Genomic DNA, 22,710 nt, shown 5'->3' with positions numbered 1-22,710 from the left:
TCTGCATCTGACGTGGGGAGAAGTCCGTGACGATCGAGTTCCGTGATGTGACCAAACGCTATCCGGACGGCACGGTGGCGGTGAACGGGCTCTCGCTGACCGTGGACGACGGCACCATCACCGTGCTCGTCGGCCCTTCGGGCTGCGGAAAGACCACGTCGCTGCGCATGATCAACCGCATGGTCGAGCCGACCTCGGGTGCCGTGCTGCTCGACGGCAAGGACGTGAGCGAGGGCGACCCCGCGCTCCTGCGCCGCGGCATCGGCTACGTGATCCAGCACGCCGGCCTCTTTCCACACAGGACGGTGCTCGACAACATCGCGACCGTGCCGCTGCTGTCCGGTTGGGACAAGCGCAAGGCGCGCGCCCGCGCGGCCGAGCTGCTGGAGACGGTCGGCCTGCCCGTCGAACTCGGCAAGCGGTACCCGGCGCAGCTCTCGGGCGGCCAGCAGCAGCGCGTGGGCGTGGCCCGGGCGCTGGCGGCCGACTCGCCGGTGCTGCTCATGGACGAGCCGTTCTCGGCCGTCGACCCGATCGTGCGCGAGGAGCTGCAGGACGAGCTGCTGCGGCTGCAGTCGCAGCTGGGCAAGACGATCGTGTTCGTGACGCACGACATCGACGAGGCGGTGCGGCTCGGCGACAAGATCGCGGTGCTGCGGGTCGGGGGCGTGCTCGCGCAGTACGGCACGCCGTCGGAGGTGCTGCGCCACCCGGTGGACGACTTCGTGGCCTCGTTCGTCGGCCGCGACCGCGGCTACCGCGGGCTGTCGTTCGTGTCCGCCAACGGTGTCGAGGTGTCCCCTGTGGACGTCGTCGCGCTCGGCACGAAGCTGGCGGAGCCCTCGAAGGCGTGGCAGCTCGTGGTGAACTCCGACAAGCAGCCCCGGGGCTGGCTGCCGCCGGGATCCACTGTGGACGGCGAGCTGGCCGAGGGCGACCTCGTGGCCGGCGGTTCGCTGTACGTGCAGGGCACGCCGATCCGCGGCGCGCTCGACGCCGCGCTGTCCTCACCGGCCAGCCTGGGCGTGGTCGTGGACGACGAGCACCGCGTGGTGGGCACGGTCGTGGCCCACCAGGTCCTGGACGTGATCGAGGCCACTCCGCAGGCGTCCTGATGGGCGGGTTCTTCGGCGAGCTCGGGCGTTACCTGGGCAGCGCGAACAACCGCGGTGAGATCCTCGGCGACCTCGGCGAGCACATCTACCTCGCGCTCGTACCGCTGGTGGTCGGGATCGTGCTCGCGATCGTGCTGGGGTGGCTCGGGCACCGTTGGCAGCCGGTGCGCAGCGTGCTGCTGGTGGTGGCGAACCTGCTGTACACGATCCCGTCGCTCGCGCTGTTCGTGGTGATCCCGGGCCTCATCGGCACGAAGATCCTCGACAGCGTGAACGTGATCGTCGCGCTCACGATCTACACCACGGCGCTGCTGGTGCGCCCGGTGCTCGACGCGCTCGACGCGGTGCCGCCGCACATCATCGCCGCCGCCACGGCCATCGGCTACCGCGCGCCGCGCCGCTTCCTCGGTGTCGAGCTGCCGCTTTCGGTGCCGATCCTCGCCGCGGGCGTGCGGGTGGCGTCGGTGAGCAACATCAGCCTGGTGAGCGTCGGCGCGCTGATCGGCACCGGCGGGCTGGGGGTGCTGTTCACCGACGGTTTCCAGCGTGAGTACTTCTCGCCGATCGTGGTCGGCATCGTGCTCACGCTGCTGCTGGCGCTGGTCGTCGACGTGGTGCTGGTGCTGCTGCGCAACGTGCTGACCCCGTGGGAACGCGCGGGCCGAGTGGTCGCGGAGGTCGCCGCGTGAGCGTCTTCGACTGGTTCACCACCGCCGCCAACTGGCAGGGCCCGGACGGCATCGTCACGCGGCTCGGCGAGCACGTGGGCTACGTACTGTTCGCGCTGGTCATCGCCGTGGTGATCGCGTTCCCGCTCGGCCTCTGGGTCGGGCACACCGGCCGCGGCGCCGTGGTGCTGGTGGGCGCGGGCAACGCGATCCGCGCGCTGCCGACGCTGGGGCTCGTCACGTTCCTGTTCCTGCTCTTCACCGAAAGCACCACGGCCACGATCATCGGGCTCGTGGTGCTGGCGATCCCGCCCATCCTGGCCGGCACGTACGCGGGCCTGCAGGCGGCCGAGCACGACGTGGTCGACGCCGCCGAGGGCATCGGCATGACCGGCTGGCAGCGGCTGTGGCAGGTCGAGCTGCCGATCGCGCTGCCGCTGGTGCTGGGCGGGATCCGCAACGCCGTGCTGCAGCTGATCGCCACGGCGGCGGTCGCCGCGTACGTCGGGCTCGGCGGTCTCGGCCGGTTCCTGCTCGATGGGCTGGCGATCCTCGACTACCCGGAGGTCGTGGCCGGCGCCATCCTCACGGCGCTGCTGGCGATCGTGTTCGACCTGGTGCTCGCCGCGGTGCAGCGGGCCCTCGTGCCGCGCGGCGTCCGGCTGGCCGCGCTGGCGACAACCGGCTCGGCCGCGACGGCGGGAGGAGTGGCGTGAAGCGTCGGCTGGTGGCTTTGCTTTGTTCAGGCGTGCTCCTCGCCGGCTGCGGCAACCCGCTGGCCGGCGGCGGCGAGGGCGGCTCGACCGGCGACATCATCATCGGCGCCTCCGACGTCGGCGAAAGCCTGCTGCTGGCCCAGATCTACGCCGGCGCGCTGCGCAACGCGGGCGCGCAGAACGTGACGGTTCGCCCGCCGGTCGGCAGCCGCGAGGTCGTGGTGAAGGCGCTGCAGGACAAATCGTTGTCCGTCGTGCCGGACTACAGCGGCAACCTGCTGCGCTACTTCGACAAGGACACCTCGGCCACTACTCCGGCGGACGTGTACGCGCAGCTGAAGCAGAAGCTGCCGGCCGGCTTCGAGGTGCTCGACCAGGCACCCGCGCAGGACAAGGACCTCCTCGTGGTGCGGCCCGAGCTGGCGGCTTCGGGCGTGCGCACGTTTTCGGACCTGGGCCGCCGGTGCGGCGAGCTGGTGATGGGCGGACCGGGCCAGTGGAGCAGCCGCTGGAAGGACCGCATCAAGCAGCTGTACGGCTGCACCTTCAAGGAAATCCGCACCACCGACACCGGCGGCCCCGTCACCGTAGCCGCGCTGAAGTCCGGCGAGGTGCAGGTGGCCGACCTCTTCAGCACCTCGTCCACGATCAAGTCCAACGGCTTCGTGCCGCTCGACGACGACAAGAACATGTTCCCGGCGCAGAACATCGTGCCCCTCATCGCGCGCGGCACGCTGTCCCCGGGCGAGGTGGCCGCGTTGAACCGCGTGTCGGCCGCCCTGACCACCGACCAGCTGACCGAGCTGAACGTGCAGTTCACCGACGAGAAGCGCAACCCGCTCGACATCGCCGAGGATTTCTTGGCGCGCAACGGGTTGAAGGCCTAGCGGAACTCGTGCACGACCTCGATCTCGCCGACGAGGTGCCGGTTGAACTCGTCCAGTTCTTCGGCCGGCACCCACAGTTCGAGGATCGTGCGGCCGCCCACCTGCTGCACCGGGTAGCGCTTCAGGAACTCCGTCTCCACCTCGAACCGCGTCACGAACCCCGCGCCGTCGTGGCGCACGTTCCAGTCGCGCGCGATGCGGATCGCGTAGTCCTCGTTGAGCACCGGGTAGAAGATCGGCTGTTCGGGCAGACGGGGCGGCCAGGCTTTGAAGTGAAGCTGGCGCACCAGCTCCAGCTCCACCGGCCCGGTGGGCCGCCAGAGGATGGTCATGTCGGCTTCTTTCAGAGTCGTTCGAACGCCGGTGCGTATCTGAACGCGCCACGGCTTTCGGCGCGGTAGGCGGCGAGGGTGCGCGCCTGGAAGTGCGGCGCCCACTCGGCCACGGGCGGCGTGATGCCCAGCTCGTCGGCGCGGGTGAAGCCGAATCGGGAGTAGTAGGCCGGATCACCGAGCAGCACCACCACGCCGTAACCGAGGGCATCGGCTGCGCCGAGCGTCGCGTGCACCAACGCGGATCCCGCGCCGGACCGCTGATGCGCGGGCAGCACCCCGAGCGGCCCGAACCCCACGGCGACCGTCTTCTCGTCCCCCAGCACGGCCGGACTGCAGCACGCGTGCCCGACGACGGCGCCGTCCTTCTCGGCCACCAGCGACAGCTCGGGGATCAGATCACCGTCCTGGCGCAACTCGTCGACCAGCCGCGCCTCCGGCACCGCCGCCATGCCCGGCGGATTGTGGCCCGCGAAGGCAGCACTGTGCACGGCGCGAATGGCGTCGGCGTCGGCGGTCGTTGCTCGGCGGATGATCACGCCGTTCAGTGTGGCGGGTGGACTGTCGCGCCGCGAACCCGTTTTCCGGCAATCAAGCCGCGGCCCACGACCCTCAGCCCTTCTTCTCGCCTTCCCGCCTGGTCAACACAACCGGCCCCTCCTCCGTGACCGCCACCGTGTGCTCCGAGTGCGCCGTCCGTGAGCCGTCCGCCGAGCGGATGGTCCAGCCGTCCGGGTCGAAGACGATGTGGTCGGTCGTGGCGGCGAACCAGGGTTCCAGGGCGAGCGTGAGGCCCGGGCGGAGTTTGAGGCCGTGGCCGGCCTTGCCGCGGTTGGGGACGTGGAGGTCTTCGTGCATGGTGCGGCCGATGCCGTGGCCGCCGAACTGCGTGTTGACCGGGTAGCCGTAGTCCGCGGCGACCGCGCCGATCGCGGCGGAGATGTCGCCGAGGCGGTTGCCGACGACCGCGGCCGCGATGGCGGCCTCCAGGGCTTCCTCGGTGGCGCGGATGATGCGCTCGTCCGCCGGCGCCGGAGTGCCCACGATGACCGTGCGCGCCGAGTCCGCGGCCCAGCCGTCGATGGTCACGGCGAGGTCGGCGGTCACGTTGTCGCCGTCGCGCAGCACGTAGGAGTGGGGGAGGCCGTGGAGCACCGCGTCGTTGACCGAGAGGCAGATGACGTTGCGGAAGGGGCCCTTGCCGAACGAAGGCGCGTAGTCCCAGTAACACGATTCGGCCCCGCGCCGCTTGATCATGCCGCGGGCGTGGTGCTCCAGGTCCATCAGGTTCACGCCGACGTCGGCCAGCTCGCCGACCTCGGTGAGCACCTCGGCGACGAAGCGCCCGGTCACGTGCATGCGGTCGATTTCCGCCGCCGTCTTCAGCTCGATCATCACAGTCCCAGTATCGGTATAGTTATACCGCCACCTTAGCACTGGCTGGTATAGAAATACCAGCACGGTTAACGAAGACGCCGGACGGACGCAACCACGACCGGCTACCTCCGACGTGTACGGTGCATCGTCGAGGAGCCGACAATTGGGCAGCGCTAGGCGACCTATCGGCCGAAAGGCCTCAGGTGGATTCTGGGCCAAGTGCACGTCGTTGAGTGATCGCATAACCTACGCCCAGGACCAGTGCTATCGGGAAGGGTCGCCGGTTAGGTCAGTAGCTCAAGGGAAGCTCGATGAAGGCAATGAGTCGAGATCCTCCCGTGTGCCCTCCTGTTCGACGTCACTGTCCGGTCGGTGCGCTGAGCGTGCGTGGCCCCGATGCACCGACCGTTCTCGGTGGTCGACTAATGCCGATTCGCTGTATCAATCGCAGAAGATCGCTTTCCCTATTCGGTGTCGATATCTGCGTCCGCTGCAATCTTCTTCGATAGTGGAACGCCGAATCCAGAGATAAACGCCCTCTCTTCCGACGCCAGATAGTTTGCTCGCTCTTTGATGAACCCCATGGTGTCACCGCCACGGAGTTTCTCAACGGCCTTGGTCGGAATTCCGTGGCTTTCGAATACCCGATCGCCGGAAGGACCGGAGAGGTCCAGCAGAGTCCTTTTGATAGAGAATCCAGGAAGCGTAGGCATTATTACCCGGTTGGCCGGACTGGAGGCGTTCCTTCCATGCGTCATCACGTGACGATAAGCGCCTGTGTCGAGCTTCGCGAGAAGGCCTACTGCGTCGATGTGTTCACCGGCGTGGTCAAGTCGATCGGAGTATCGCTGAAGCTCCCAGATCAAAAACGATCGAATTCGTGCGCTGCGCATGTCGAACCGATCCGGAAATGGGCGAGCAACTTGTCCGTTGAGGTCCAGGTCTGCGGTTCCTGATGCAAAATCCTTCATTTCTTGAAGGGCGAACTTTATTTGGGTAGTGTTGGCGCCTGCGAAGTACCCTGACCAAGAGGTCGTCCAGAACCATTTCCCCAGGGTATTGCGTTTATTGTCACTGGGCGCACTGTCGATGTTGAAGAAGGCTACAAGAAGCATGATCTGAGCATTGTATGGAATCAGTCGGGCTAGCGGTACTCCGACATCTTCCTTGAGGAAAGCGACAGCCCTTCGCAATGAAGCAGCAGCCTTGTCAACTGATTCGGCCAGTCTCTCGCCAATTCGCTCCGCGAGAACTTCCCACCTTGCCTCTTGTACATCTTCCTCTCCGGCGACCGCAAGAATGGACCGAAACACGGTTATTGCGGCTACCGTGCCGAATCCGTCGGAGTCCACATCCTCTTGGATTGCCTTGATTCGATCCGCCAAGGTCTCAGTATCATCGTTTTGGTAGGTCAGGGCCGAGACCATTTGGTCTGGGCTCATCGACTGACCGCTGCTGTTCAGTCGAGAAAAAACGGTCACCGCTTGCTTTAGGTCGCCACCGACCAGGCGGACAGTTGCCATTTGGTATGATTTGAATCGCTGTGCCAGCTCTTCAGCTTCATCGATAAGTAGATCAACTCGACCTGTGAATTTATCGGCTTCTTGCAATCGGCGGGCGAAGGTAAGGAAATCCATTGTTCGCAGAACGGATCGCATTGGAAGATAATTTTCTGGCGGTTCAGTCGGCTTCTTCCAGTGCTGGAATTGATTTCGATCGCTACTCTCCCCTAGGACACGATAAATTTCCCACAGCCAGTCGTGCTGCTCATCGCTGCTTGTGTTCGGGGTCGTCTTCCGAAGGCAGCCGAACAGCGTAGAGAGGCGTTGATGCCCGTCGAGAAGGTAGGCAACGCGGCCGTCAGTTGGGGGCGCGGGAATAGGGAAATCAGCGATTTGATCCAGACTGGCGAGGTGAATGTTGGTTTCCCAGATCAACAGGCTTCCAATGGGGTATGACCGGTCGATACTGTCAAAGAGCTGTGTCATCTGTTCTGGGCGCCACACAAATGGGCGTTGAAACTTCGGAACACGTAGTCGTCCTTCTGCAATTTCCCTTAGAAGGTTTTCCAGGAGTATAACTTCCGGCTTTACTAGAGTTGTCGTTTCGTTAGAGTTCATCGCGTTATCCTTACAAAACTTCCTGTATTTTGAGCAGTAGCTCGTTGATTTCTTTTCGGGCGCCTATTGCGGGATCTTCAAAGTGAATTTCGCGTACGATATGTGAATGTTCTTCGAATATTCTGAGAATTTGAGTGCCAAATCCACCCCTGAGTCCCTTTACCGTGGAGTCCGGCAGTGACCCATACAGAACTTTCTGCTCTTCTCTGATGGTGGGAGGTCTGTTGACCTGGCCGAATCCGTGCTTCATGTCAAAGTGCGCTCGCTGCTCTCTGTCCAGGCGCTTCAAGTGGCCTAGTTTTCGAGACGATTCTGCGGGGTTTCCGCAAAGTGCAAGGATCTTGTTCGGTGCGTAATTCTCAGCTTCGCGCATATCTAGCACGTGTACTTTGACGCCTTGGCGACGTAAGCGGTCGGCTTTATTGTGGCTCTTTGTCCGAAGATTGGACGTCCACTTATCACTATCCAATAATGCGACAACCCGAACGATGTTGTTGAAGTTCTGGCGTTCGTCCCGCGCAACGACCTCGAGTCGCTCGCCCCCGGAATGGCGGATGACCAACCATCTCTTGGTTAGAGCTTCTGTTATTACCGTTCGATTGAATATCTTAGCCAATGCTCGAATGAAGTTGCCATCGCTGGAAAGGTCCTCGACGACTAAGACTGCTGCTTTAGCCAGGTCTTCTGTGGAGCGGTGAAGGTCTTCGACTGATATAGGGGCGGTACTCGCTGGCTTCTCGGTAGACCATGCGGAGGCAACGAACGACTTTGTGGCGATCTCCACCATGGAGTCCGCGATCTTTGGTGCGTTGCTCCTTAGGTACGAGTGCGCAGAAGTCATTACGGCTTCGCTTGGCAGCCACCGGTGGCGGCCGGTTGCGACGAATTCCATCAAAGTGAGTATATCGCGCAAAGATTCAGGTGCCTCGAAAACCGCCTCGTCGATATCAATGAGCACTGCGGTCCTCTATTGCTGACATCTGGGCGAGGGCAAGCTTTCTCGCCTCATGGTAATCTTCGGAGAAAACTCCCTCGGGCCAGTAGTCGAGATTTCCTGTTTCGTCTACCCGAATCCTTCGAGTGGATCCGCGGCCATTGGCATTGTCTACAAAGTAGATCGCGACGTCAGCAGCGTCGACTTCTCCTTCTGCGATCCGACGGCGCAGCCGAAGCAGAAAGGTTTCACTGTGTGTTTCGATCACGAATCGTGTCTTTGTGTCCGTAATCGCGCTTATGTATAGATCGGCGAGTGCTCCGTGTGCCGCTGGATGAAGGTGAAGCTCTGGCTGTTCAACTAGCTCCAGTACGTTATGGGTGGCTGAGTAATATCCGTCCAGGGCCCGCTGCACGAATATTGGCAGTGCTTGTGCGATTCCTGTGCCGGTATCTGCCAAGTTTACTCGTATTCCAGGGTCGGTCTTTGATTGCAGCACAATATTGTAAAGTCCGGCGGTCTCCATGGTTCCAATGGACCAACCTGGAAGGTTACTACTAAATCGATCATTAATAAATTTGATAAGGCCGCCCTGGTTTCGAACAAGATCGGTCGCGAGAATTCCTGCAGTATTCTCGCCGCTCTGGCCGACGTCTTTGGGCATCTTGCTGGGGATTCGGTAGAACCTTGAAGGTCGTTCCCGGAATGGCCCAAGATAGCGGATCTGGTCGAACTCAAGACGAATCTTGTCGCAGACGGATATTAACGCATCAAATTCAGGCGCATCAATGCGGTCGGGCTGGATTGACTTTGGGAGCAGGCCCTGGAATGCAACCGAGACCGGGGTGTCGCGCCGCTCGAAGCCTGGGCCACTTATGACGTATTCGACTGTGTCGCCTGTGACGTCGCCGCCTTGCCAAATTAGCGAAAACTGGTCCGTGTTGTACGTGATCGTCAACTCGCTAACGACTTGTGTGTGGTACTCGTCGATATTCTGGACTTTGACTGTCGCCGAGAGCGAGTCGCGCTGCGCGGTCTCGAAGGTCAGTCCAATGGTGATGCTGCCATGCGGTCGGTTGCCGTGGATGAGATCGAGAAAGGTCCCGACGATGTCGTCGCCGAGGGAGTCGAGGTCTAGCGGAGTCGCGGAGTCGGCCTGGATTCCAGAGGATATGACCAGCGGTGCCCGAGCGAGTACGCTTTTGCCGGCATTGTTGCGGCCCAACAGGCATGTGATCGGTCGCAGGTCGAGAGCTTGCTCGTCCGCAAAGCATCGGTAGTTGTTCACGGAGAGAGTGGTCAAGGGCACGCGACCAACCTTAGCCCGTCCGCCTTCGGACGGGGAGTGTTCGTTCTGCACGCGGTAGGTGGCTGTCGACTAGTGGTTCTCACCCGCCCGCTCGGTGGTACCCAATCGCTAACCGCGCTACGCGATCAACGGCACTACCGGGAAGTAGCTAAATTCAGGTTGGTCGGGAGCCCGTCCGCTTGGGGAGTCGAGTGGACAGGCTTGATGGCGAAGTGCTCTGAGCCTGTAAAGACTGCTCGGATCGGACAGCGGGCCGTCCTGGCCTGAGAACGGCCGGAGGCCACCACGGGCGAACCGTGGTGGCCTCCGGACGAGCAAACAGCGATCAGTCGAACGCCTTCGCGATCAGCGCCTTCTGCTCGACCTCGTGCACCTTCGACGAACCGGCCGACGGCGCGGCCATCGGGCGACGCGACACGACCTGCAGGCCCGCGAAGACCTCCGGGAACTTCCGCGGCAGGTTGAGGCCGAAGAACGGCCACGCACCCTGGTTCTCCGGCTCTTCCTGGACCCACGCGATCTGCGTCGCGTTGCTGTAGCGCTCGATGGCGGCCAGCAGCTTGCGCTTCGGCAGCGGGTAGTACTGCTCGATGCGCACGATCGCGACGTCGTGGGCTTCGCGCTTGTTGCGCTCGGCCACGAGCTCCCAGTAGAGCTTGCCCGAGGTCAGCAGCACCTTGCGGACGCCGTCGGGGTTCTGGGTGGTGTCGTCGATCACGGACATGAAGCGGCTCTGCCCGGTGAAGTCCTCGACCGCCGACGTCGCGGCCTTGTTGCGCAGCATCGACTTCGGCGTGAAGACCACCAGCGGGCGCTGGATGCCGTCGAGAGCGTGGCGGCGCAGCAAGTGGAAGTAGTTCGCCGGCGTCGACGGCACGGCGACGGTCATCGAGCCCTCGGCGCACAGCGAGAGGAAGCGCTCGATGCGGCCCGACGTGTGGTCCGGGCCCTGGCCCTCGTGGCCGTGCGGCAGCAGCAGCACGACGTCGGAGCGCTGGCCCCACTTGGCCTCGCCCGAGGAGATGTACTCGTCGATCACGGTCTGCGCGCCGTTGACGAAGTCACCGAACTGCGCTTCCCACATCACGAGCGACTCGGGGTTGGCGACCGCGTAGCCGTACTCGAAGCCGACGGCCGCGTACTCCGACAGCGCCGAGTCGTAGATCATCACGCGGCCCTGGCCCTCGGCCAGGTTCTGCAGCGGCGAGTACTCCTGGCCGGTCTTGCGGTCGATGAACACCGAGTGCCGCTGCGTGAACGTGCCGCGGCGCGAGTCCTGGCCGGACAGCCGCACCAGGCGGCCCTCCATCGCCAGCGAACCGAACGCGAGCAGCTCGCCGAAGGCCCAGTCGACGTCGCCTTCGCGCGACATCTTGTGGCGCCGCTCCATCACCGGCTTCACGCGCGGGTGGGGGCTGAAGCCCTCGGGCACGTTGAGGAACGCGTCGCCGATGCGCTCCACGACCTCGGTGGAGACGGCCGTGGTGACCTTCGCCGGCACCTGCTGCTCTTCCTCGACCGAGGGGCTCGCCTTCGCCGGGTGCTTCTCGAGCTCGCGCACCTCGTTGAACACGTGCTCGAGCTGGCTCGAGAAGTCGCGCAGCGCGGCCTCGGCCTCGTCCACGGAGATGTCCCCGCGGCCGATCAGCGACTCGGTGTAGATCTTCCGGACCGAGCGCTTGGTGTCGATGATGTCGTACATCGCCGGCTGCGTCATCGAGGGGTCGTCGCCCTCGTTGTGGCCGCGGCGGCGGTAGCAGATGAGGTCGATGACCACGTCCTTGTGGAACGCCTGGCGGTACTCCACGGCCAGCTGGGCCACCCAGTGGGCGGCTTCGGGGTCGTCGCCGTTCACGTGGAAGATCGGCGAGCCGATCATCTTCGCGACGTCGGTGGCGTACTGCGAGGAGCGCGAGTGCTCCGGCGCGGTGGTGAAGCCGACCTGGTTGTTCACGATCACGTGCACGGTGCCGCCGGTGCGGTACCCGCGCAGCAGCGCCAGGTTCAGCGTCTCGGCCACCACACCCTGGCCCGCGAAGGCCGCGTCGCCGTGCATCAGCACCGGCAGCACGGTGTAGCCCTCGCCGCCCTTGTCGAGGATGTCCTGCTTGGCGCGCACGATGCCCTCGAGCACCGGGTCCACCGTCTCGAGGTGCGACGGGTTCGAGGCCAGTGACACCTTCGTCTCGCCGTCGCCGAACATGCGGAAGTACTTGCCCTCGGCGCCGAGGTGGTACTTCACGTCGCCGGAACCGTGGGCCTGGCCCGGGTCGAGGTTGCCCTCGAACTCCTGGAAGATCTGGCTGATCGGCTTGCCGACGATGTTGGCCAGCACGTTGAGGCGGCCGCGGTGCGGCATGCCGATCACGACCTCGTCGAGCTCGTGCTCGGCGGCCTTGTCGAGGATGGTGTCGAGCAGCGGGATCGCCGTCTCGCCGCCTTCCAGCGAGAAGCGCTTCTGGCCCACGTACTTCGTCTGCAGGAAGGTCTCGAACGCCTCGGCGGCGTTGAGCTTCGAGAGCACGTACTTCTGGACCGTGGCGTCCGGCTTCTCGTGCGGGATCTCCACGCGCTCCTGGATCCAGCGGCGTTCCTCGGGGTCGAGGATGTGCGTGTACTCGATGCCGACGGTGCGGCAGTACGAGCCGCGCAGCACGCCCAGGATGTCGCGCAGCTTCATCTTCTCCTGGCCGGCGAAGCCGCCGACCGGGAACTCGCGGTCGAGGTCCCACAGGGTGAGGCCGTGGGAGATCACGTCGAGGTCGACGTGGCTGCGCTGGCGGTAGTTCAGCGGGTCCGTGTCGGCCATGAGGTGACCGCGCGTGCGGAACGCGTCGATCAGCTCGATCACGCGGGCGGTCTTGTCGACCGGGCCCTCGGGGATGTCGGCGACCCAGCGGATCGGCTCGTACGGCAGGCGCAGGCTGGTGAAGACGTCGTCGTAGAAGCCGTCTTCGCCGAGCAGCAGCTCGTGGATGCGCTTGAGGTACTCGCCCGACTCCGCGCCCTGGATGATGCGGTGGTCGTACGTCGAGGTGAGCGTCATGATCTTGCTGACGGCGAGGTCGACCAGCGTCTTCTCGCTCGTGCCCTCGAACGCCGCCGGGTACTGCATCGCACCGACGCCGATGATCGCGCCCTGGCCGGCCGACAGGCGCGGCACCGAGTGGTTGGTGCCGATGCCGCCCGGGTTGGTCAGCGAGATGGTGGTGCCGGCGAAGTCGTCCGCGGTGAGCTTGTTGTTGCGGGCCTTCTTGATCACGTCCTCATACGCCTGCCAGAACTGCAGGAAGGACATGTCTTCGACGCCCTTGACCGAGGCCACGACGAGGGTGCGCGCACCCTCCTTGCCCTTCATGTCGATGGCGAGACCGAAGTTCACGTGCTCCGGCGTGACCGAGAACGGCTTGCCGTCGATCACCTGGTAGTGCCGGTTCATGTTCGGGAACGACTTCAGCGCGCGCACCATCGCGTAACCGATGAGGTGCGTGAACGAGATCTTGCCGCCCCGCGTGCGCTTGAGGTGGTTGTTGATGACGATGCGGTTGTCCGCCATCAGCTTCGCCGGCACGGCGCGCACGCTCGTGGCGGTCGGGACGGTCAGCGACGCGTCCATGTTCTTCGCGATCGCCGCCGCGGCGCCGCGCAGCTGCTTCGTCTCGGGCTCTTCCTTGGCGGCCGGCTCCTTGGCGGCGGCCGGCGCGGCCTGCGTGGCCGGCTTCGCGGGCGCGCTCTTGGCGGGCGCGCTCTTCGGGGCCGGAGCCGGCGCGGGTGCCGCGGCGGGCTTCGCCGGGGCCGACTGCCGGGCCGCCGACTCGGCGTTCTGGACCGCCTTGGGGGACGGCTCGCTCGCGTGGCCGTTGCTGCCGGTCGTGGCAGGGGTGGCGGTGCTCTGGCGCGCACTGTCGGCCTTGGCCTGTGCCGTCTGCGTCGGCTTGAAGTCCGCGAAGAAGTCGTGCCAGGCGGCATCGACTGAGGAAGGGTCCGCGAGGAACTGGTCGTACATTTCCTCGACCAACCACTCGTTGGGGCCGAACTGTGACGCAGGGCTGCTGCTGGACACGGCTTGGGCTCGCCTCTATCCGTCTCGATCTTGTCTGTGCTAATGCGCCTACCAGGCTAACCCCCTCTGTGACGGCCGTGTGATGGAACTGCCCCGTGTGAGGCGTGGCGCACTAAGGGATCGATCACTGACTCGATCAAGTGTCCCGAGGAGCGGACTCCTGCGGTAAGGGAGATTCGGCGGTCACGCCCATTTCGGGCAGTGTTGAGGCCTCCTTCGCCGAGGCGCCCGCGGGCGTTCACGCCCACCGGGTGCACTGACCGGAGGATGCGGCCCACGTCGGCTGTGCGGCCGCCCTGGCTCACCGAGGTGGTGCAGGCACGATGTGGCTCGTCGAATGTCCTTCGTACTGGGACCAGGGGCTCGTCCGCCCGCTGGTCGTCGAGACCGGCAAGGTCGTCCTGATGTGCGATTCCTGCGGAGTGGTCTGGCACACACCCGCCGGCATCGAAGAGTTCGAGCACGTCGCGCCCTGCGAACCGGACTGGTCCATCGACCAGGACAGCCACGTCCGCCCGGGCACGGTCCGCTGGGCCTCGCCGGCGGACGTGACGTCGGCCGGGTGGGGCGAGCTCAAGTGGCGTGAGCTGCCCTAGCTGCTGGGTCTTCGGTGCCGGGTCTTTCGGTGCTGGGGGCCTGGATGACGCCGGCGGGGTCCGCGTCCACGGCGTCGGCCAGCGCGGCCGGTAGTGGGTAGGGCGGTTCGTCCGGCAGCAGGGCCACCGCCTCGGCGACCCGGGCGGCGGCCAGGTGCTCGCGGATCGCGCGCATGACCGGCGTCACGTCGGTGACCGCGGTGATCCACTCGTCCACGTACCGGTCCACGGCCTCGCCGCTCAGGCCGAGCTGGATCGAGCGGTGCTCGAGCGGCCGGTGGTGGACGTCGCGCTCGGGATCCCACTGCACCCGGACCGGGCTGGTCCGCACCGCGGCCTGCCACGCCGCATCGTCGCGGTGCACGCGAGGGTCGAAGTGGCTGAGCGCCGCGTGTGACAGCGCCCACGCGAACCCCTCGCGCGTGAGGTCCAGCGCGAGCACGCGCTCCTGGCCGGGCTTGCTCGCCCAGCCGCAGCGGTATCCCATCCACCGGAACGACGGTTTGATCCACGTCATCCGCGCCCGCTTGAACGGCGCCACGAACGTGCCCGCGGCCAGGGCCGCGTCGCCGATCTCCGGCGAGTACGCCTGGTAGACGCGGATGGTCCGGTCGTCGTGCCGGGCACGGATCTGGTGGGCCGGCACGCCGGTCTCGTCGAACACGCCACCGATTCTCGCGGGAGACGCCGATGGAGGGCGAAGGCTTTTCCGTCGCCGATCCCTCCGCGCGCGTCACCCCAGCGACCACAACCTCGCGTAGTGGCCGTCCGCCGCCAGCAGCTCCTGGTGGGTGCCCTGCTCGATGATCCGGCCGTGGTCCAGCACGATGATGCGGTCGGCCTTCGCGGCGGTGGCCAGGCGGTGCGCGACGACGAACGTGGTGCGCCGGCGGGAGAGGCGTTCGGTGGCGCGCAGCACGGCGGCCTCCGTCGACGGGTCGAGCGCGGCCGTGGCCTCGTCGAGCAGCAGCACGTCGGGGTCCACGAGCTCGGCGCGGGCGAGCGCGACGAGCTGGCGCTGGCCCGCGGACAGCGAGCGGCCGCGTTCGCCGACGGGCTGCAGGAAGCCGGCGGGCAGCGCGGCGACGCCGTCGAGCGCGCCGACCGAGCGGACGGCCGCCTCGACCTCCGCGTCGGACGCCGAGGGGCGGCCGTAGCGGACGTTGTCGGCCACGGTGCCCGAGAACAGGTGCGCCTCCTGCGGCACCACACCCATGCGGGCGCGCAGGGCTGGCAAGTCGTACTCGCGCACGTCGACGCCGTCGATCAGCACCGCGCCGCCGGTGGCGTCGTAGTAGCGCGCCACGAGCTTCACCGCCGTGGACTTGCCCGCACCGGTCGCGCCGACCAGCGCGACCGTCTCGCCGGGCGCCACGTCGAGCGACAGCTTCTCCAGCGCCGGCTGGTCGGCGCCGGTGTAGGAGAAGTCGACGTCCTTGAACGTCACCTCGCCGCTCAGGTGCTCCGGCAGCGCCACCGGCTGCGCGGCGGGCGGCACCGAGGTGGGCGTGCGAAGGAGGTCGCCGATGCGCGACAGGCCGACGCTCGCCTGCTGGTACCCGTCGAACACCGCCGAGAGCTGCTGGATCGGCGAGAAGAACTGCTGCAGGTACAGCAGGAACCCGAGCAGCACCCCGGCCTCGAGCGTGCCGGCGGCCACGCGGTTGGCGCCGACCACGAGCACCGTGGTGGTCGCCAGGTCCGACAGCAGCGCCACCAGCGGGAAGTACGTGGCGATGTAGCGCTGCGCCCGCAGCCGCGAGCGCCGGTACTCGTCGCTGCGTGACGCGAACGCCGCCGCCGAACGCTCTTCGCGCGTGTACGCCTGGGCCACCCGCAGGCCGCTCACGTTCTCCTGCATGTCGGCGTTGACCACGCTCACCTTGTCGCGCGCCTCGCTGTACGCCCGCGAAGCGACGCGCCGGAACACCAGCGTGGACACGAGCAGCACGGGCAGCATCGCGAGTGCGTAGAGCGCCAGCGACGCGTCGGTGACCAGCAGCGCCACGGTGATGCCCACCAGCGTCAGCGCGCTCACCACCGCGGTGGCCAGGCCGGTCTGCAGGAACGTGGACAACGCGTCGACGTCCGTGGTCATCCGGGTCATGATCTTCCCGGACAGCTCACGCTCGTAGTAGTCGAGGCCGAGCCGCTGCAGGTGCGCGTAGCTGCGCACGCGAAGCGAGTACAGCACCGTTTCGCCGACGCGCGCGGTGAGCCGCGTCTGCCCGCGCACCACGAACCAGTCGGCCGCCACCACCAGCGCGCCGATGCCCGCCATCAGCCAGATCACGCTCACCACGCCCGGCTGCACGCCGTGGTCCACGCCTCGCTGGTAGAGCGCGGGCAGCGCGAGCGACGCCAGCGCGTCGGCCGCCACCAGCGCGATCACCGCGACCAGCGGCCACCGCACGGGCTTCAGCAGCCGCGAGAGCCGGAAGCCGGGGTCCGCGGCCGTGATGTCCACTTCGGACAGTCGCGGCCGGTCGTCGGCCGGCGGCAGCTTGCGCACGCCCTCCAGCAGCTCCGGCGTGGGCGGCACGTCGGCCCCGGCTCCGCTGCCGACGAACCCGGTCCCGCCACCCGGCGTGCCCCCGCGCGAGGCGGCGGCTTCGGCCAGCGCGTCGACCTCGTCGCGGTCGTCGTCACGCGGCCACAGCACCGGGGTGACGCCGGCGGCGTCGGGCTCGAGGGACTCGCTGCGGTGCTTCTGCTCGGCGTCGTCGCCCGGGCCCGCCACGAGCTCGCGGAACAGCGGGCAGCGCGCCTGCAGCTCCTCCTCCGTGCCGACGTCGACCACCTTGCCCTGGTCGAGCACGGCGATCCGGTCGGCGAGCTGCAGCGTGGACCGGCGGTGGGCGATGAGCAGTGTGGTGCGCGAGGCCGTGACCGAGCGCAGCGTGTCGTGGATCGCGGCCTCGGTCACGGTGTCGATCGCCGAGGTCGCGTCGTCGAGGATCAGCACGCGCGGGTCGGTCATCAGCGCCCGCGCGAGGCCCAGGCGTTGCCGTTGACCGCCCGAGAGCGTGAGGCCGCGTTCGCCGACCTCCGTGTCGTAGCCGCGGGGCAGCGCGCGGATGAACTCGTCGGCTTCGGCCGCGCGCGCCGCCGCGTACACCTCTTCGTCGCTCGCGTCGGGGCGGCCGTAGGCGATGTTGTCGCGCACGGACGAGGAGAACAGGAACGCCTCTTCGAACACCACTCCGATCGCCTGGCGCAGCTGCTTGAGCGGCACATCGCGCACGTCGAGGCCGCCGACGCGCACCGCTCCCGCGTGCGCGTCGTAGAACCGCGGCAGCAGCAGCGAGATCGTGGACTTGCCGGAGCCGGCGGTGCCGACCAGCGCGAGCGTCTCGCCCGGCCGGGCTTCGAGCGTGAGGCCGTCGAGCACCGGCTCGCTGCGGGTGTAGCCGAACTTCACGTCTTCCAGCTCGACGCCGAGCGCGCCCTCGGGCAGCGGCTTCGCGTCGGGGCTGTCCACCACGTCGGGCTGCGCGTCGATGAGCTCGTACACGCGCTCGGCGCCGGCGCGCGTGAGCTGCGCCTGCACCACGAGGCCGGAGAGCATGCGCGCGGGCCCGATCAGCGTGGCCAGGTAGGTGGCGAACGCGAGGAAGGTACCCAGGCTGATCTGCCCGTTGAGCGCCAGCACACCGCCGATCGCCAGCACCGCGACCTGGCCGGCGGCCGGCAGCGCGGTGGTGGTGGCCGTGGGCAGCGCGGAGAGCTTCGCCGCGCGCAGCCGCTCGGCGAAGAGCCGCCGCGCCGTGCGTTCCAGCCGCGAGACCTCGCGCGCCTCCTGGCCGAAGCCCTTCACCACGCGCACGCCGGTGACGGTCTCCTCAACCTGCTGCGCCACGTCGGCCGCGCGCTGCTGGGCCGACCACGTGGCCGGGAAGAGCCGTTTGCGGCTGAGCGTGACGATGATGCCCACGGCCGGCGCCACCACCAGCGCGATGAGCGTGAGCAGCGGCGACATCCACAGCATCGCGCCCAGCGCGAGCCCCGCGAAGATCACCGACCCCGCCGACAACGGCACCTGCATCAGCAGCCCGGTCACGAGCTGCAGGTCGGAAATAGCGCGCGACACCACCTGTCCGGTGCGCAACGCGTCCTGCTTGCCGCCGTCGAGCCGCGAGACGGCGCCGAACACGCGGTTGCGCAGGTCGTGCTGCACGTCGAGCGCGAGCCGCCCGCCCACGTACCGGCGCAGGAACGCCGAGCCGAACGCCACCACCTGCAGCGTGATCAGCGCGGCCGCGATGGCACCCAGCCCCGAGGTGCGCCCCGCCACCGCGTCGTCGACCGCCGTACGCACGAGCAGCGGGCTGGCCGCCTGCACGCCCACCGACAGGATCGCCGCGGCCATCGCGAGCACGACGACCCCCCGGTGCTCCCAGCACGCAGCCGAGAGCCGCCGGACCCAGCCGACGGGAGGGGCCGGCGTCTCAGCAGCCGGGCGGTCTTGACGCGCACGCGTCGCAGTGGTGGTCACGTTCTCAATCTAGGCACGGGGACCGACTTTTTATTCCGCCTTCACGGGGTGACGGCCCTCGTCACACCTCCGGCGGCAGGTCCTCGCGGCCCGGCCGACGACGGAAAGCCGATGTGCGGCAACGACTTCCCGGCTGACAGAGGGGAGGGGGTGCGGACCAAGATCGCCGTGAGCGAACAGCATGAGGGCAAAAAGGGGCGACCCGCTCAACCAGCCTGGGGGTCACTGGGAGCGGGCCGCCTCTTCTAGCTTAGGTAATAAGTGGGGACTTCGCTCCCTGGGGTGTTCAACGAAGTCCTATTACTTCTTCACTGAGTGGGCCGGTAACCGGTGAAGAAGCACGTTCAGAATCGTGAAACCCCTCGTCAACGTGGGTGCGTCGGCGATTCGGGTGCCGATGGCCGGGACGCGGAGGGTGACGAAGGTCGCTCTGGCCTGGGGTTCCCGTTCGGCCGCCGCGGGTGCCCGGACGCGCCGGGGTGACTCCGGTCAAGCGGGTCGGTGCGTCCCCGGTGGCAGCTCCGAGGCCTCCGCCAGGCGCGTTCGTGGTATCAGTGACGATCTGGTGAGAGGACTTCGGATGTTCCAACGTTTCCGCGCCGAGTACGCCCCGCTCCGGGACGCGATTCCGGCCGGCTCGACGTGGCGGCATGAACGGCTCGTCGGCGTTGACGGTTACCTCGACTTCGCTTCGGAATTCGCCGGCGCGACCTTCGGAGGCGGCCTGTACCGGGTCCACGACCACGCGTCTGGCGCGCAGGCGTCGACGCTGATCGCGGAGGCGTTCCCCGAGTACGCGACGCGCGTCTGCCCGTTCGGCTACGACTGGCTGGGGCGGCAGTTCGCCGTCGACTCGGGCCGCACCGTGGCCGGGCAGCCGCAGGTCCTCCTGCTCGAGCCGGGAACGGGCGAGGCGCTGGAGGTCCCGCTTTCGTTCGCGGTGTTCCACGACAAAGAGCTTGTCGAGTACGCAGAGGCCGCGTTGGCAACGGGGTTCTTCGACTCGTGGTCAGGCGAAAACGGCGACTCGGTGCCGCTGCGCCGCGACCAGTGCGTGGGCTACCGGGTCCCGCTGTTCCTCGGCGGCCAGGACGTGATCGAGAACCTCGAGGTCAGCGACCTGGAGGTCTATTGGTCGATCTGTGGTCAGCTGCGACGGCGCGCGCTGAATCTGCCGCCGGGGACCGTGATCAACGGGGTCACGAAGCGTTAGCCGGCGTTGCCCAGGGCTGCTCGGACGCGGGTGCCGGCGCGCGGTCGGCTTCTCCGACCGCGCGCCGAACACGCGAGGGGCCCCCGCAGGTTCGCGGAGGCCCCTCGAGGCGCCAGGTGGATCGGAAAGGTCACGCCAGGGCGGTCGCCAGCGGCGTGTGCGGCAGGCCGTGCGCGAGGGCGACCGGCTCGTTGGTGAGGGCGCCGGCATGGGTGTTGAGGCCCTTGGCGAGCGAGGCGTCGGCGTTCAGCGCCGCGTGCCAGCCGCGGTCGGCGAGCTGCACGGCGTACGGGAGCGTCACGTTGGTGAGGCCGTAGGTCGAGGTGCGCGGCACGGCGCCCGGCATGTTCGCGACGCAGTAGAACACCGATTCGTGCACGACGTAGGTCGGGTCGTCGTGCGTGGTCGGGCGCGAGTCGGCGAAGCAGCCGCCCTGGTCGATGGCGATGTCGACCAGTACGGAGCCGGCCTTCATGCGCGAGACGAGGTCGTTGGAGACCAGCTTCGGGGCCTTCGCGCCCGGCACCAGCACGGCGCCGATCACGAGGTCGGCCTCCAGCACGGACTCCTCGACCGACAGGCGGTTGGAGGTGACCGTGCGGATGCGGCCGCCGAAGTCGTTGTCGATCTGGCGCAGGCGGTCGACGTTCGTGTCCAGGATCTCGACGTCGGAGCCCAGGCCCAGCGCCACACGGGCGGCGTTGATGCCGGCGACGCCGCCGCCGATCACCACGACCCGCGCCGGGTGCACGCCCGGGATGCCGCCGGGCAGCACGCCGCGGCCGCCGCTGGGCTTCATCAGCGAGTACGCGCCCACCTGCGGCGCGAGCCGGCCCGCGACCTCGGACATCGGCGCGAGCAGGGGCAGGGCGCCGGTGGCCGTCTGCACGGTCTCGTACGCGATGGCCGTGGTGCCCGCCGCCAGCAGGGCGTCGGTGAGGGGCCGGTCGGCCGCGATGTGCAGGTAGGTGAACAGCACCAGGTCCTTGCGCAGCCGCGGGTACTCCTCGGCGATGGGCTCCTTCACCTTGAGCACGAGCTCGCCCTCGGCCCACGTCTCGTCGGCGGTGGCGAGCACCTTCGCGCCGGCGGCCACGTACTCCTCGTCGCTGATCGACGAACCCACCCCGGCCCCGGTCTCGACGAACACGTCGTGACCACGCCCCACCAGCTCGTGCACGCCGGCCGGGGTCAGGGCGACCCGGTACTCGTGCTTCTTGATCTCACGGGGAACGGCGATACGCACGGCGGCCTCCTGGCGGCGGTTCGGTTCGAGGTGCTGCCACTCACGGTGATGCACCCGGACGGCGGTGTCATCATGCGCTCAGCACAGTTTCTTCGCCATTTCATGGTGCCACGAGAACAAACCGGTTGACCTCGACCGCGGTCGAGGTTGTTGGCTGTCGCACTTGGTCGTGGTTGTTGTTCGGGGAGGCGTGCATGCGTGCGGTGTGGTTGCGGGAGTTCGGCGGACCCGAGGTGCTCGTGGCGGGGGAGGCGCCCGACCCGGTGCCGGGGCCGGGCGAGGTGCTGGTCGAGGTCGCGTTCGTGAACGTGACCTTCGTGGAGACGCAGTTCCGCGCCTCCGGCTTCGGCCCGGCGCGGGCCACGCTGCCGATGATCCCCGGCAACGGCGTCGGCGGCGTGATCAGCAAGGTCGGCGACGGCGCGGACCTGTCGCTGGTCGGCCGCCGCGTGGTCACCTCCACGGGCGGCAGCGGCGGCTACGCCCAACGCGCGGCCGTCGACGCCGACCTCGTCTTCGCGGTCCCCGACGCCCTCTCGCTCGACGCCGCCGTCGCCCTCCTCGCCGACGGCCGCACCGCCACCGGCCTAGTCCACGCGGCGGCTGTGACACCGGGCGACCGCGTCCTGGTCGAAGCCGCCGCCGGTGGCGTCGGCAGCCTGCTGGTGCAACTCGCGAAGGCAGCGGGCGCAGAGGTCATCGCGGCAGCGGGCAGCGCCGCGAAACTCGCCCATGCCCGGGAACTCGGTGCAGACGTCGCCGTGGACTACACCGCGCCCGGCTGGGCCTCGACCGTCGGCCCGCTCGACGTCGTCTTCGACGGCGTCGGCGGCGACATCGGCACCACGGCGTTCGGGCTGCTACGCCCCGGCGGCCGCATGGCGGTCTACGGCCTCGCCAGCGGCACCTGGGCCCAAGTGTCCGAAGAGGACGCTCACTCCCGCGACGTCACCCTCATCCACTCCCTCGGCGACGCAGCGGCCATGCGCGCGTTCACGGAGTCGGCCCTCGCCGCCGCCTCCGCCGGCCAGCTGACTCCGGTGATCGGCCAACGCTTCCCGTTGTCTGCTGCCGCCGACGCCCACGCGGCGATGGAATCCCGCGGCACGGTGGGGAAGACGCTGTTGGTGGCATGACGCCCTTTGACGTCGACGCCTTTCTGGCGCAACCGCTGACCGCACGCGTCGCCACGAACGGCCCCACCGTGCGCCCCACCTGGTACCTCTGGGAGAACCACACCTTCTGGATCCTCAGCGGCCCCTGGTCGCGGCTGCCCACCCACCTCCGCGCCGACCCCCGGCTCGCCCTGACCGTCGACGAGTGCGACCTCGCGACCGGCTCGGTCCGCCAAGTCATCGCGCGCGGTACGGCTACCGTCTTGCCTTTCGACGTCCCCCGCGGGCGCCGCAAGCTGGCGCGCTACTTGGGCGAGGTCGAGTCGGCGTGGGACCCGCGCTTCCGCGCGTACCTGACCGACCCCGACCGCGGCACGCTCTGGGTGCGCCTGACCCCGGAAACCCTCCGCGCGCAGGACTTGTCCTACGCCGCCAGCTTCACCCCGCCGCCACGAGCCGACTGAGCACGCGAGGTGACTCGCCTCGATCGGGCGGATTGTGTCCGCCCTTCACCCCGCAGAGAC

General features: G+C 67.6%; 18 protein-coding genes. 8 read left to right on the top strand and 10 right to left on the bottom strand.

What is annotated here, in order from left to right; all coding sequences use genetic code 11:
* Positions 1–26 precede the first annotated feature (26 nt).
* The 4 genes from VSH64_RS29115 to VSH64_RS29100 are packed head-to-tail and all read left to right on the top strand — an operon-like array spanning position 27 to position 3,386.
* Entirely contained in the window at positions 27–1,115 is a 1,089-nt protein-coding gene (locus VSH64_RS29115; protein WP_326565920.1) for an ABC transporter ATP-binding protein, read from the top strand.
* On the top strand, positions 1,115–1,804 hold the full coding sequence (locus VSH64_RS29110) for an ABC transporter permease (protein WP_326565918.1): 690 nt from the start codon (positions 1,115–1,117) through the stop codon (positions 1,802–1,804). The genes VSH64_RS29115 and VSH64_RS29110 overlap by 1 nt, the downstream gene beginning before the upstream one ends.
* On the top strand, positions 1,801–2,499 hold the full coding sequence (locus VSH64_RS29105; RefSeq protein WP_326565917.1) for an ABC transporter permease: 699 nt from the start codon (positions 1,801–1,803) through the stop codon (positions 2,497–2,499). The genes VSH64_RS29110 and VSH64_RS29105 overlap by 4 nt, the downstream gene beginning before the upstream one ends.
* Positions 2,496–3,386, top strand: coding sequence for an ABC transporter substrate-binding protein (locus VSH64_RS29100; RefSeq protein WP_407655567.1), 891 nt, complete (start codon positions 2,496–2,498; stop codon positions 3,384–3,386). Before VSH64_RS29105 ends, VSH64_RS29100 begins: the two co-directional genes overlap by 4 nt.
* Here VSH64_RS29100 and VSH64_RS29095 read toward each other — a convergent pair.
* The 7 genes from VSH64_RS29095 to VSH64_RS29065 form a co-directional block, all read right to left on the bottom strand.
* Positions 3,383–3,718 carry a hypothetical protein gene (locus tag VSH64_RS29095; protein WP_326565916.1) on the bottom strand — a complete coding sequence of 112 codons (336 nt, stop codon included), beginning with the start codon at positions 3,716–3,718 and terminating at the stop codon, positions 3,383–3,385. The two genes, VSH64_RS29100 and VSH64_RS29095, sit on opposite strands and share 4 nt — an antisense overlap.
* A gap of 11 nt (positions 3,719–3,729) precedes the next feature.
* The gene (locus VSH64_RS29090; protein ID WP_326565915.1) at positions 3,730–4,257 is read right to left on the bottom strand and encodes a GNAT family N-acetyltransferase; all 528 of its coding nucleotides are present in this window, start codon (positions 4,255–4,257) and stop codon (positions 3,730–3,732) included.
* A gap of 73 nt (positions 4,258–4,330) precedes the next feature.
* Positions 4,331–5,113, bottom strand: a complete 783-nt coding sequence (gene map, locus VSH64_RS29085) for a type I methionyl aminopeptidase (protein WP_326565914.1) — start codon at positions 5,111–5,113, stop codon at positions 4,331–4,333.
* A gap of 446 nt (positions 5,114–5,559) precedes the next feature.
* Positions 5,560–7,215 (bottom strand): DUF262 domain-containing protein, encoded by a 1,656-nt coding sequence (locus tag VSH64_RS29080; protein ID WP_326565913.1) that lies wholly within the window; start codon positions 7,213–7,215, stop codon positions 5,560–5,562.
* A 10-nt stretch (positions 7,216–7,225) separates the two neighbouring features.
* The gene (locus VSH64_RS29075) at positions 7,226–8,107 is read right to left on the bottom strand and encodes a hypothetical protein (RefSeq protein WP_326565912.1); all 882 of its coding nucleotides are present in this window, start codon (positions 8,105–8,107) and stop codon (positions 7,226–7,228) included.
* Positions 8,108–8,162: 55 nt separating this feature from the next.
* Positions 8,163–9,458 (bottom strand): DUF3696 domain-containing protein, encoded by a 1,296-nt coding sequence (locus tag VSH64_RS29070; protein WP_326565911.1) that lies wholly within the window; start codon positions 9,456–9,458, stop codon positions 8,163–8,165.
* 325 nt (positions 9,459–9,783) lie between these two features.
* The gene (locus VSH64_RS29065; protein WP_326565910.1) at positions 9,784–13,521 is read right to left on the bottom strand and encodes a multifunctional oxoglutarate decarboxylase/oxoglutarate dehydrogenase thiamine pyrophosphate-binding subunit/dihydrolipoyllysine-residue succinyltransferase subunit; all 3,738 of its coding nucleotides are present in this window, start codon (positions 13,519–13,521) and stop codon (positions 9,784–9,786) included.
* A 323-nt stretch (positions 13,522–13,844) separates the two neighbouring features.
* Between VSH64_RS29065 and VSH64_RS29060 the strand changes: the two genes are divergently transcribed.
* Entirely contained in the window at positions 13,845–14,117 is a 273-nt protein-coding gene (locus VSH64_RS29060; protein WP_326565909.1) for a hypothetical protein, read from the top strand.
* Here the strand turns inward: VSH64_RS29060 and VSH64_RS29055 are convergent.
* Positions 14,095–14,781, bottom strand: coding sequence for a DUF4291 domain-containing protein (locus VSH64_RS29055; protein WP_326565908.1), 687 nt, complete (start codon positions 14,779–14,781; stop codon positions 14,095–14,097). The two genes, VSH64_RS29060 and VSH64_RS29055, sit on opposite strands and share 23 nt — an antisense overlap.
* A gap of 69 nt (positions 14,782–14,850) precedes the next feature.
* Complete coding sequence (locus tag VSH64_RS29050) at positions 14,851–18,612, bottom strand: ABC transporter ATP-binding protein (protein ID WP_326565907.1); 3,762 nt, start codon at positions 18,610–18,612, stop codon at positions 14,851–14,853.
* A 580-nt stretch (positions 18,613–19,192) separates the two neighbouring features.
* On the opposite strand from VSH64_RS29050, the gene VSH64_RS29045 reads away from it, so the two are divergent.
* Positions 19,193–19,825: a T6SS immunity protein Tdi1 domain-containing protein gene (locus VSH64_RS29045; protein ID WP_326565906.1), complete on the top strand. Its 633-nt coding sequence runs from the start codon at positions 19,193–19,195 to the stop codon at positions 19,823–19,825.
* 130 nt (positions 19,826–19,955) lie between these two features.
* On the opposite strand, the gene ald is transcribed toward VSH64_RS29045, so the two are convergent.
* On the bottom strand, positions 19,956–21,071 hold the full coding sequence (gene ald, locus VSH64_RS29040) for an alanine dehydrogenase (protein WP_326565905.1): 1,116 nt from the start codon (positions 21,069–21,071) through the stop codon (positions 19,956–19,958).
* A 194-nt stretch (positions 21,072–21,265) separates the two neighbouring features.
* On the opposite strand from ald, the gene VSH64_RS29035 reads away from it, so the two are divergent.
* Both VSH64_RS29035 and VSH64_RS29030 read left to right on the top strand, forming a co-directional pair.
* Positions 21,266–22,207, top strand: a complete 942-nt coding sequence (locus VSH64_RS29035) for a zinc-binding dehydrogenase (RefSeq protein ID WP_326565904.1) — start codon at positions 21,266–21,268, stop codon at positions 22,205–22,207.
* On the top strand, positions 22,204–22,650 hold the full coding sequence (locus tag VSH64_RS29030) for a pyridoxamine 5'-phosphate oxidase family protein (protein WP_326565903.1): 447 nt from the start codon (positions 22,204–22,206) through the stop codon (positions 22,648–22,650). Before VSH64_RS29035 ends, VSH64_RS29030 begins: the two co-directional genes overlap by 4 nt.
* Positions 22,651–22,710 lie beyond the last annotated feature (60 nt).

Origin of the sequence: Amycolatopsis rhabdoformis (assembly GCF_035918295.1) — a bacterium.
GTDB classification, from domain to species: Bacteria; Actinomycetota; Actinomycetes; order Mycobacteriales; family Pseudonocardiaceae; genus Amycolatopsis; species Amycolatopsis rhabdoformis.
The sequence above is the reverse complement of the archived record's forward strand: the minus strand, read 5'-3'. Positions and strand labels throughout refer to the sequence as shown.